This is a genomic window from Eubacteriaceae bacterium ES3 (assembly GCA_030586155.1).
Lineage (GTDB): Bacteria > Bacillota > Clostridia > Eubacteriales > Eubacteriaceae > Acetobacterium.
The window spans coordinates 987,282-999,078 of sequence record CP130741.1; the positions used below are offsets into that span (position 1 = coordinate 987,282).

Sequence of the window (11,797 nt, forward strand, 5' to 3'; positions counted from 1 at the left end):
ATATGCTTCGTAATTTATTTTTAATTAAAAATACGTGAGGTGATTAGATGAGTTATGATACGATTATTATAGGTGCAGGTCCGGCGGGACTGACTGCTGGCGTTTATGCTGGACGGGGAATGTTAAAAACCCTGATTCTTGAACGTGGCGGGATTGGCGGACAGATTGCCACCAGCTGGGAGATTGAAAACTATCCTGGAGCACCCCCAGAGAGTACTGGACCGGCTCTGACAGAACGAATGCGAGAACAATGTGTTGAATTTGGGGTTGAATTTAAAACAGGGATTTTTAATGGATTTGAAAAACAGAGTGATCATATTAGGGTAAAAACTGAAAATGGTGATTTGCTCACAAAAACCTTGATTCTGGCTACCGGATCTGAACCAAGTATGATCGGCTGTAAGGGTGAAGTCGAACTCCGCGGGATGGGTGTATCCTATTGTGCAACCTGCGATGCCAACTTCTTCAAAAATATGAAGGTTGCTGTAATTGGTGGCGGTAATACCGCCCTAGAAGAAGCTCTTTTTTTGACAAAATATGCATCGTCGGTCACCGTCATTCATCGTCGTAATGAATTGCGTGGGGCCAAAATTCTTCAGAATCGTGTCAGAGACCACGAAAAAATTGACTTTTTACTTGATTCGGTGGTCGAAGAAATTATTGGCAATGCCTATGTGGAAGCGATTAAGGTAAAAAATCTTATAACTGATGAGGTAGAAACCATTCCGATGGACGGTGTCTTTGTTTTTGTTGGTCAGAAACCCAATACAGAGGGTTTTGAAGGGCTTTTAAAACAGAATGATCATGGCTATCTTTTAACGGATGATGAAATGAGAACTGATATTGAAGGGGTATTTGCAGCAGGTGATATCAGACAAAAGTCCTTGAGACAGGTAGTTACTGCAACTGGGGATGGTGCTATCGCGGCATCAAATGCCATTAAGTTTATCGAAGGTTAAGTGTTAATAAAAGCAATTTACTGGGATTATCAGACCAGTCAAAAAATAAAATTGCGATTGGGGCTGGAGTGATCCGGTCTTTTTCATTTAGAGAGATTAATTTTTAAACTTCAATTGTCCATATATTGAACAATTGAGGACTATAATAAAAAGAAAAATTTGGATGTTGCTTAATCTTCTAAAATAGTTACAAAAATAAAAAAACTTTATAAATGTGCGCTAATTTAAGTGTACATAAATTAATGCCAGGTGGAAAATGAAACTTGATTTAAATATTACCCAAACACAAAAACTGATCATAACCCAGGAGATGCGCCAGGCAATTGAAATTCTCCAGATGACATCTAACGAGCTGAATAACCTGATTGAAAAGGAGACAATGGAAAACCCGGTGCTTGAATTTCCGGAAGGCCCCATTAAGGGTGAACTAAGCGCCCCTGCCCAGAAAGAGTCAGGTGAAACGGATGTGAAATGGGACGAATATATAGCATATATGCAATCGTATCCTGTGATTGGGCAGTCGTCCGTTGGTAAAGATGAAAATGAATTCGGCTTTGAGAAATTTTCTTATCGAGAGAATACTTTACACGATTATCTTCATTTTCAATTTAGTCTCTTAAAAAATGAATTATCCTCCCGAAAGGGATTAATTGGTGATTATCTGATCGATTGCATTGATGATAATGGTTATTTGCTGGTCGATGAAAATTATATTATAGAGGCACTTTCAATTAGCTCGGATGAATATGAAGCGACTGTCAGCTTAATCCAGACATTAGATCCGGAAGGCGTTGGTGCCAGAAATATTGAAGAGTGTCTGAGCATCCAGTTGGAAGCCAGAGGCTATGAGAAAGATTCAGCATACTTAAAAATGGTTAAAAACCACTTAAAAGATCTCGCCGACCATCATTATAAAAAAATCGAAAAGGAAACTGGGTTGAGTTTAGAAGAGATAGCTGAATTTAAAAAAGAATTAAAGTGTCTGGAACCAAAACCCGGACGTGAATTTTCAGGTTGTGAGTCTGTCTCTTATGTAATCCCTGACGGGAAAATTGAAATTAGCGGAGATAAGCTAGTGGTAACGATTAATGAGATTTCAGCACCTAAACTTCATATCAGTCCAACTTATCAAAAGATGTTAATGACGGAGACCCAGGACTCCAAAGCGGGAGAGTATCTGTCAAAAAAAATGAATGGTGCCATTTTTCTCATCAAAAGTATTGAACAGCGTCGACAAACGATAAAAAATGTCATTGAGGCCATTGCCAGCTACCAGGAAGATTTTTTCTTTAATCCTAAAACCGGATTGAAGGCTCTGACTTTGAAAGATATTGCCCAAATGATTGAGATGCACGAATCGACAGTGAGCCGGGCAATTCGAGGAAAATATATAGAAACACCAAACGGTACTTTGCCCTTGAAGTTTTTCTTTAAACGTGGTTTTAGTGATGGAGAAGAAGACCGGTCATCAGAAGTTGTTAAAAATTGGATTAAAGAGCTGATTGACAAAGAAGATAAGAAAAAGCCATTGAGTGATCAGAAAATTGTGGAAATGTTAAAATTTAAAAATATCGATGTGGCCAGGCGTACAGTCTCAAAGTATCGGGAGGCGATGAATATCGAGTCCTCAACCAAACGGAAAGAGATTTGTCATTAAGCGAGTTTTCAATCTGGATGTTTACGATCTTTTACTTGTTTTTTAAAATAAAATGGGGTATAATCTTTTCGTCCCGGCGGGACAAAAAGTGACTAATGCCAAAGGAAGGGATATCGTGTCAAAGCAAATTAAAATCAGTCAGGATGTCATTGAACTCCAGCAATTGGTTGCTCCGGAGATTGGTCAAATAATTGAAATGCGTTACAATATTTTATCAACCATCAGTAGTGAACAACCGATTGGTCGTCGAAATCTGGCTTTTGTTCTGGATATGAGTGAGCGGGCTGTCCGTAATGAGATCGATTTTTTTCAATCTCAAAAATTGGTGTCCGTAGAACGACAAGGTGTTGTGATTACTGAAGCAGGAAAAAACGCGCTAGTGAAGTTAAAGAGTCTCTTATACACCTATAATGGACTGGAACAGCTGGAAAAGGAATTAACAGAGCAGCTGCATCTAAAAAAAGTATTCATTTGTCCTGGTGATATGGATATGAATTATGAGGTGTTGCGTTTTATGGGCCGTTCAGGAGCCAAGTATGTTTTATCAGTGATGAAATATAAAGATACACTGGCTTTAACTGGTGGAAATTGTACTGCAGCTGTGGCTGATGAAATGCGCGAAGCTTTTTATCCCGACGTTTATGTGATTCCTGCGCGTGGTGGGATCGGAAAAAGCCATTCTACTCAGGCTAATAACGTGGTAGCGGAAATGGGGCTTAAACTACATTCAAATTATGAGTTGTTGCATTTGCCTGATAATATTGATCAGCGTTTGCTGGAAGCATTGAAAGATTATCCTGAGATAAAAAGGGTATTTACCAGAATGGATGAGATTGATATTTTCATTTTTGGTCTGGGTCGGGCAGATGTTTTAGCAGATTGGCGTAATATGTCATCGCAGGAAAAAAAGAATGTCCTTTCGATGGGAGCAGTTGGCGAAGCCTTCGGACATTATTTCAATATTAATGGTGAAGTCGTTTCTCCTTCAAGTACAATTGGTATCAGTATTGATAATTTCAAAAGAATTCCGCACGCCATCGCTATAGCAGGAGGAACCGGCAAGGCAGAGTCGATTATTGCGATTTCTCGAATCAGGGACAATATTGTCCTGGTTACTGACGAGAGTGCAGCTCGAGAAATACTGAAAAAGTTAAAAGCATCTGAAGAGTCGAATACGTCGGGTCTTGATGATGAAGTATAAAAGTTTTAAGGAGGCAGATTAAGATGTCTGTAAAAGTTGCAATTAATGGTTTTGGAAGAATTGGTCGTTTAGCATTCAGATTGATGGCGGATAATCCTGCATTTGAAATAGTGGCATTAAACGATTTAACAGATGCCAAAACACTGGCATATTTATTAAAGTACGATAGTGCTCAGGGAAAATTCAAAGAAAACGCGATTGAAGTTAAAGAAGATTCAATGGTTGTTGACGGAAAAGCCATTAAAATATTTGCTGAAAGAGATCCGGAAAATCTGCCTTGGGGCGATTTAGGAATTGATGTCGTTGTTGAATCTACTGGATTCTTTACAGATAAGGCTGGCGCTGAAAAACATGTCAAAGCTGGAGCTAAAAGAGTTATTATTTCTGCTCCTGCCAAAGGTGATGTTAAAACTATTGTCTTCAATGTTAATGAAAATATTCTTGATGGATCTGAAACAGTTATCTCTGGTGCTTCCTGTACAACCAACTGTCTGGCACCAGTCGCTAAAGTGCTAAATGATAAATTTGGCTTAATCAGTGGAATTATGACAACGGTTCATGCTTATACAAATGACCAGGCGACACTGGACAGACCACATAAAGATCTTCGACGTGGTCGTGCAGCAGCACAGAATATCGTCCCTACTTCAACTGGAGCGGCAGCAGCAGTCGGAAAAGTATTACCGGCTCTAAACGGAAAACTGGATGGATTTGCGCTTCGCGTTCCTGTTTTAACTGGCTCTCTGGTTGACTTAACTTGTGCACTTGAAAAAGATGTGACAAAAGAAGAAATCAATGCTGCTATGAAAGAAGCGGCCAATGAGACTCTGGGTTATAACGAGGAAATGATCGTTTCTACCGACATTATCGGCATGAGCTATGGGTCGCTGTTTGATGCCACACTCACCAAAGTAATGGACGTTGAAAACGGAAAACAGCAGGTTAAGGTTATTTCATGGTATGATAATGAAATGTCCTATACTGCCCAGCTGGTACGTTTGGTGGAATACGTTTCGACAAAACTATAAAATGGTCGGGAAAAAATAAGCTTTCGATCTGTAACAGTGTCCCGTACTACTGAGGATCAACGGATCTGAAATGATTCATTTGATTCTGTTTAGGCGGGACATTTTTCATTAAATTTGAATTCAGTGTGAAAGGAAAAGATAATGAGTAAAAAAACGGTATCCGATATCGATTTAAAGGGTAAAAAAGTATTAATGCGGGCAGATTTTAATGTGCCAATTGATGAAAATGGAAAAATCACAGATGAAACCAGAATTCTGGCAGCTTTACCGACGATGGAGACTATTTTAAATAACGGTGGGGCACTGATTCTGATGTCTCACCTGGGAAGACCTAAAGACGCGCCAGACCCGAAGTTTTCCCTTGCCCCGGTTGCAAAAAAACTGTCTGAAGTGCTCAAAAAAGAAGTAATCTTCAATGAAGATGGCCAGGTTGTTGGAGACATAACAAAAGAAGCGGCAAGTAATTTAAAGGCTGGGGAAGTCATGCTTTTAGAAAACACTCGATTTAGACCGGAAGAAAAGAAAAATGATCCGGCTTTTTCGAAAGAGTTGGCCTCACTAGGGGACGTGTTTGTTAATGATGCATTTGGGACTGCCCATCGGGCCCATGCTTCAACAGTCGGTGTTGCGGAGGTAATACCAGGTGTTTCTGGTCTTTTGATTCAGAAAGAGCTTGATTTTATGGGAAAAGCGCTTGATGATCCTGCCCGACCTTTTGTAGCAATTTTAGGTGGCGCAAAAGTTTCAGACAAAATTGGCGTGATCAATAATCTTCTGGATAAAGTGGATACTTTGATTATTGGCGGTGGAATGGCCTATACCTTCTTAAAGGCTCAAGGTCATGAGATAGGCAAATCTTTACTGGAAGAGGATAAGGTTGAACTGGCTAAGGAACTGATGGCTAAAGCTATTTCTAAAGGGGTCAGTATGCTTCTGCCGGTAGATGTGGTCGCAGCAGATACTTTCGCAGCTGATTCACCTTATGTCACGGTGGATATCAATGCTATTCCAGCCGATAAAATGGGATTGGATATTGGACCAGTGACCTGTCAGACCTTTTCAAAAGCTATTCACGAAGCAAAGACTGTCATCTGGAATGGTCCAATGGGCGTGTTTGAAATGCCGGCTTTTGCAGTAGGAACGGAAGAAGTGGCTAAAGCCATGTCAGAAACAGACGCGATTACAATTATCGGTGGCGGGGATTCAGCTGCAGCTGTAAAAATATTGGGATATGAAGAAGGAATGAGCCATATTTCCACTGGCGGAGGGGCTTCCCTGGAATTCCTTGAAGGTAAGAAACTGCCTGGTATTGAAATTCTGCTGGATAAATAGGAGAAAAAAATGAGAAAACCAATTATTGCCGGAAACTGGAAAATGAATATGGATCTGAATGAAACCGTAGAATTAATGAATACCCTAGTTCCCCTGGTTGGGAAAGCTTCAGTAGAAGTAGTATTCTGTCCTCCTTACTTAAGCCTGCAAAAAGCGGTTGAAATGGCTGATGGCACAGTTATTGGAATAGGTGCTCAGAATATGCACTACGAAAAAAGCGGAGCATTTACTGGTGAAGTGTCTGGAGAAATGTTGAAAACTATTGGTGTCACATATGTTGTGCTGGGCCATTCTGAAAGACGCGAATACTTTAATGAATCAGATGAAGCGGTCAATAAGAAAGCTGTTAAAGCACTTGAACTTGGAATAACGCCAATTGTCTGCTGTGGAGAAACCCTGGAAGAAAGAGAGGGGGGCAAGGCAAAAGATAAGGTTGTGGGACAGATAAAAGCTGGACTTAAAGATATTGCAGCAATTGAGAAAGTTGTTGTGGCCTATGAGCCGATCTGGGCAATAGGAACCGGTAAAACGGCAACTAAAGAAGAAGCAGATGAAGCTTGTGGCTGGGTTAGAGAAACAATTTCTTCTATGTACGGACAGGAAGCAGCAGAAAAAGTTCGGATTCAGTATGGCGGAAGCGTGAAAGCGGAAAATATTAAAGAGTTGATGGCCATGCCTAATATTGATGGCGCTTTGGTTGGCGGGGCTTCTTTAAAAGCCAGTTTTGCCGAAGTTGTTAATTACTGAGTAGATTGAGTTAAGAAGGGGTGCATCATGAAAAAAGAATTAACTGCCCTGATCATTCTGGATGGTTACGGTTATACACAATGTGAAAAAGGAAATGCCGTAGAGCTGGCGGATACACCTTATCTGGATTGCCTGACACAAAAATATCCTCATACCCTGATCACTGCAAGTGGTCTTGGGGTAGGATTACCGGAAGGTCAAATGGGAAATTCAGAAGTGGGCCATTTGAATCTGGGTGCTGGACGAATTATTTATCAGGAGCTGACCAGAATTACTAAATCGATCGATGATGGTGATTTTTTTGAAAATGAAGCACTTCTTTCTGCAGTCACCTGGGCCAAAGAGAATAATAAAGCACTGCATTTAATCGGCCTCTTGTCAGACGGTGGGGTTCACAGCCACGAGAAACATTTGTATGGATTGTTGGAACTGGCAAGACGAAATAATTTGACCGAGGTTTTTGTCCATTGTCTGATGGATGGCCGGGATACTGCACCTAACAGCGGTTTGTCACATATTAAAGCGCTGGAAGAAAAAATGCAGGAGTTGGGCGTGGGTAAAATTGCGACGATAACGGGTCGTTATTATGCGATGGATCGTGATAATCGATGGGATCGTGTTGAAAAAGCATATAACGCCATGACCATGGGGCAGGGAATACAGGAAGCATCAGCAGGTGCAGCGATGGAAAAATCCTATGCCGGTAAAATCACTGACGAATTTATTCTCCCTACCGTAATTGGTGATGACAAAAAAGGTATGATTAAAGAAAAGGATGCGATTATTTTCTTCAATTTCCGACCAGACAGAGCCAGAGAAATTACCCGCTGTTTTATTGAAAAAGACTTTGACCAGTTTGAGCGTCAATCAGGATACCTGAACGTAAAATATGTTACTATGACTCAGTATGATAAAAGTTTTGAGAATATTCAAATTGCATACAAACCAGAAGTTATCAAAAATACCCTGGGCGAATATCTAAGTGGTCTTGGTGTTTCCCAGCTGCGAATAGCAGAAACTGAGAAATATGCCCATGTAACCTACTTTTTTAATGGCGGACTGGAAAAACAGTATCCTCTTGAAGATCGAATTCTTGTTCCTTCTCCACATGTGGCGACATATGATCTGCAACCGGAGATGAGCGCTTATGAGGTGGCCGAAAAAGCAGTTGCTGCTGTTGAAAGTGAAAAATATCAACTGATGGTTTTGAATTTTGCCAATGCGGATATGGTTGGGCATAGTGGGATTTTAGAAGCTGCTGAAAAAGCAGTAGAGGCAGTTAATGAATGTGCAAAAAAAGTGATAGAAGCAATTCTTGCAAAAGGCGGTTCGATAATTGTCACTGCTGATCATGGTAATGCAGAAAAAATGATTGACTATGAAAGTGGAATGCCATTCACTGCCCATACCTCCAATCCTGTAAAATGTATTTTGTTGGGACAGGGAAATGTGACTTTGAGAGACGATGGGAAACTGGCTGATATTGCTCCCACATTGCTGGAGTTGATGGAATTACCAGTTCCATCAGAAATGACCGGGACCAGTTTAATTGATAAAAGCTGATTAATTGACTCTTGTTAGCGATTTCAGATAAAAAAGTCTCGTTAGAGACTTTTTTTATGATTGAAAAATTGAGGTGCATATGATATGATAACGTGCATGAGAATTTACGGAGGTGAGAACAATAGAAACAGCATTACTGGTTGTCTTAATTGCATCCTGCATTGTTCTGATTACTGCCATTTTACTTTCACCGGGTAAAGCTGCAGGTATGTCAGGATCTATCGCAGGAGGTGCCGAATCTTTATTCGGAAAGAAAAAGGCGCGGGGTTTTGAGGCCGTTCTTGAACGAGCTACTAAAATTTCAGGCGTGGTTTTTATGTTGACAGCATTTATTTTATCAATAGTTTAATAACGGAAAAGCCAAGAGGCTTTTCCGTCTTTGCGAGTACGGTTAGAATACTGTAAACGGTGTTTTGACTGTACTCGACTATTAAATTTTGCATCTAAAGATGCAGTACTTTTCATAGGGGGAATTTAGAATGGAATTATTGTTTATAGCTCCAGTCATTGGAGTTGTAGCGTTAATTGTTGCGCTGATTTTTAGTAAGCGTGTAACAGCAGTTGACGCCGGAACAGACCGAATGAAAGAACTGGCTTCTTACATTCATGAAGGAGCAATGGCGTTTTTAACCCGAGAATACAAAATGCTTGGGATTTTCATTGCGGTATTATTTGTAGTATTAACGGTCACACCAGGTCTTGGGTTAATGACAGCCATCTGCTTTTTAGTTGGTGCCTTTTTCTCAATCCTTGCTGGATTCTTCGGAATGCAGGTTGCGACAAAAGCCAATGTGCGAACCGCTAATGCAGCAAAAGAGAGTGGCATGAACAAAGCCCTGGCAACAGCCTTTTCTGGTGGTGCTGTAATGGGTATGTGCGTAGTAGGTTTAGGACTACTGGGAGTCAGTGTTCTTTATCTGGTATTTGGTGATGTTACTATTATTACCGGATTTGGTCTGGGTGCTTCATCAATCGCTCTTTTTGGTCGAGTTGGTGGTGGTATCTATACAAAAGCTGCTGACGTAGGAGCTGACCTGGTAGGTAAGGTAGAAGCCGGTATTCCTGAAGATGATCCACGTAATCCCGCTGTTATTGCTGACAATGTTGGCGATAATGTTGGCGATGTTGCAGGTATGGGAGCCGACTTGTTTGAATCTTATGTTGGTTCACTTATCTCAGCAATGACTTTGGGTGTTCTTGCATTAGGTGGTATTGAAGGGATTGTATTCCCATTAATGCTGGCTGGTGTTGGAATCCTTGCTTCTATTATCGGAACTTTCTTTGTTCGCGGTAAAGAAGGAGCAAATCCTCAAAGAGCTCTGGATATGGGGACCTATGTCAGTGGTGTTATTGTTATTATTGCTGCATACTTTTTGTCTCAATATTTCACAGGTGGATTATCAGCTTTTGTAGCCATTGTATCTGGTCTGGCAATCGGTATTATTATTGGTAAATTAACTGAATACTACACTTCAGAACACTTTAAACCAGTAAAGCATATTGCTCATCAATCACAAACTGGTCCAGCTACTACAATTATTAGTGGTCTGGCAGTTGGTATGCAGTCAACAGCTTTCCCAATTTTGGGTATGGCGATTGCTATCTATATTGCTTACACAGCATTTGGCCTGTTTGGAATTGCTCTAGCTGCTGTTGGAATGCTTTCAACTGCTGGTATGACCATTGCAGTTGATGCTTATGGTCCGATTGCTGATAATGCCGGTGGTATTGCAGAAATGGCTGAACTTCCTGGTTCAGTTCGTGAGATCACAGATAAATTAGACGCTGTTGGTAACACTACTGCTGCTATTGGAAAAGGTTTTGCAATCGGTTCTGCTGCCTTAACTGCATTAGCACTGTTTGCTTCTTATGCCCAGGCTGTAGAGTTAACCGTTATTGATATCCTGAATCCTAATGTTATCATTGGTATGCTGGTTGGTGGTATGTTGCCATTCTTATTCTCAGCTTTAACAATGGAAGCTGTTGGTTCTGCTGCTAATGAAATGATCGAAGAAGTTCGTCGACAGTTCAGAGAACGTCCAGGTATCATGGAAGGAACAGAAAAACCAGACCATGCACGATGTGTTGATATCTCAACTGCTGCTGCTCTGAAACGAATGATTGTTCCTGGTCTGTTAGCTGTTATTGCACCGCTGGCAATGGGGATGATTCTTGGCGCTGATGCTTTAGGTGGTCTTTTAGCTGGTGCTCTGGTAACAGGAGTTCTGATGGCAATCTTCATGGCTAATGCCGGTGGTGCCTGGGATAATGCCAAGAAGTTCATCGAAAGTGGAGAACATGGCGGAAAAGGTAGTGAAGCACACAAAGCTGCAGTTGTTGGAGATACAGTAGGGGATCCATTCAAAGATACATCTGGTCCTTCTATTAATATCCTAATTAAACTTATGACTATTGTTTCATTGGTATTTGCACCATTATTTATGCTATAAAAGTTTATTGGTCGGTAATGTAGTTGACTGACTTAAATTATTTTAAAATCCTGTTGACGGGTTTCCGTCAGCAGGATTTTTTTTAATATAAATGAGTAAGTTAATATCAGCTTAGAAAAAACTTAATCCAACAATAAATTGTCGTTCTATAAATATAAATCGATTGACAAAATAAAGTCAGTGCATTAAAATTATACATAGGGGTGATGAAATGAAAAAAAGTGTCTACAGTTTAATGCTGTTTGATGAAATTGTCGAAAAAATCGATCAGATGGCATATGAGAACAACACCAACCGCTCCCAATTGATTAATGACCTTTTGGCAGAAAGAATTGGCATGGTTACACCTGAACAGAAAATTCAGAAAATTCTGGAACAGTTGGATGAGAATTTCAATAAGACTTTGTCAGTCAGCCAGATCAATAAAAACTCCAGTATTCAATTTGGCAAAAGCCTGAAATTTAAATATCGGCCAAAAATTCGGTACTCTTATGAGTTTTTAAGCAATCAGGAGGGCAAATATGCGGTTTTAAAAATTAGTTGCCGTACAAAATCGGAAATATTAAATGAGCATTTTGAATCCTTTTTTAATTTGATATCTGACATTGAGAAGGAAAAAGAGGACGAACGTGATCACTGGGAAGAAAATACAACCAGCCACAAATTTATCAGGGAATTTCAGGAGGAAGGCGGATTGTCTAAGGATGTGGAAAGTGTCGCCGGCAATTTGACTGCCTATTTGAAAATGATTGATGAAGCCATGAATGTCTATTTTTCCGAAATTGATTCAGGTGAAGATTTGTCAAATCAGATGAATCAGATCTATCAGAAATTTATGAAATAATCGAGGTGAATAATAT

10 protein-coding genes are annotated in these 11,797 nt (G+C 40.3%); all 10 read left to right on the forward strand.

Going from position 1 to position 11,797, the window contains the following annotated elements:
- Positions 1–47 precede the first annotated feature (47 nt).
- The 10 genes from trxB to Q5O24_04585 all read left to right on the forward strand — a co-directional run bounded on the left by trxB (position 48) and on the right by Q5O24_04585 (position 11,781).
- Entirely contained in the window at positions 48–959 is a 912-nt protein-coding gene (gene trxB, locus Q5O24_04540; protein WKY48590.1) for a thioredoxin-disulfide reductase, read from the forward strand.
- Between the two features lie 256 nt (positions 960–1,215).
- The gene (rpoN, locus tag Q5O24_04545; protein WKY48591.1) at positions 1,216–2,616 is read left to right on the forward strand and encodes an RNA polymerase factor sigma-54; all 1,401 of its coding nucleotides are present in this window, start codon (positions 1,216–1,218) and stop codon (positions 2,614–2,616) included.
- A gap of 115 nt (positions 2,617–2,731) precedes the next feature.
- Positions 2,732–3,817 (forward strand): sugar-binding domain-containing protein, encoded by a 1,086-nt coding sequence (locus tag Q5O24_04550; GenBank protein WKY48592.1) that lies wholly within the window; start codon positions 2,732–2,734, stop codon positions 3,815–3,817.
- 23 nt (positions 3,818–3,840) lie between these two features.
- Entirely contained in the window at positions 3,841–4,845 is a 1,005-nt protein-coding gene (gap, locus tag Q5O24_04555; protein WKY48593.1) for a type I glyceraldehyde-3-phosphate dehydrogenase, read from the forward strand.
- A gap of 141 nt (positions 4,846–4,986) precedes the next feature.
- Positions 4,987–6,177 carry a phosphoglycerate kinase gene (locus Q5O24_04560; protein ID WKY48594.1) on the forward strand — a complete coding sequence of 397 codons (1,191 nt, stop codon included), beginning with the start codon at positions 4,987–4,989 and terminating at the stop codon, positions 6,175–6,177.
- 9 nt (positions 6,178–6,186) lie between these two features.
- On the forward strand, positions 6,187–6,924 hold the full coding sequence (gene tpiA / locus Q5O24_04565) for a triose-phosphate isomerase (protein ID WKY48595.1): 738 nt from the start codon (positions 6,187–6,189) through the stop codon (positions 6,922–6,924).
- 27 nt (positions 6,925–6,951) lie between these two features.
- Positions 6,952–8,487: a 2,3-bisphosphoglycerate-independent phosphoglycerate mutase gene (gene gpmI, locus Q5O24_04570; GenBank protein ID WKY48596.1), complete on the forward strand. Its 1,536-nt coding sequence runs from the start codon at positions 6,952–6,954 to the stop codon at positions 8,485–8,487.
- A 112-nt stretch (positions 8,488–8,599) separates the two neighbouring features.
- Positions 8,600–8,836, forward strand: coding sequence for a preprotein translocase subunit SecG (secG, locus tag Q5O24_04575; GenBank protein WKY48597.1), 237 nt, complete (start codon positions 8,600–8,602; stop codon positions 8,834–8,836).
- Positions 8,837–8,966: 130 nt separating this feature from the next.
- On the forward strand, positions 8,967–10,937 hold the full coding sequence (locus Q5O24_04580; GenBank protein ID WKY48598.1) for a sodium-translocating pyrophosphatase: 1,971 nt from the start codon (positions 8,967–8,969) through the stop codon (positions 10,935–10,937).
- 211 nt (positions 10,938–11,148) lie between these two features.
- Entirely contained in the window at positions 11,149–11,781 is a 633-nt protein-coding gene (locus Q5O24_04585) for a hypothetical protein (protein WKY48599.1), read from the forward strand.
- The last annotated feature ends 16 nt before the right edge of the window (positions 11,782–11,797 follow it).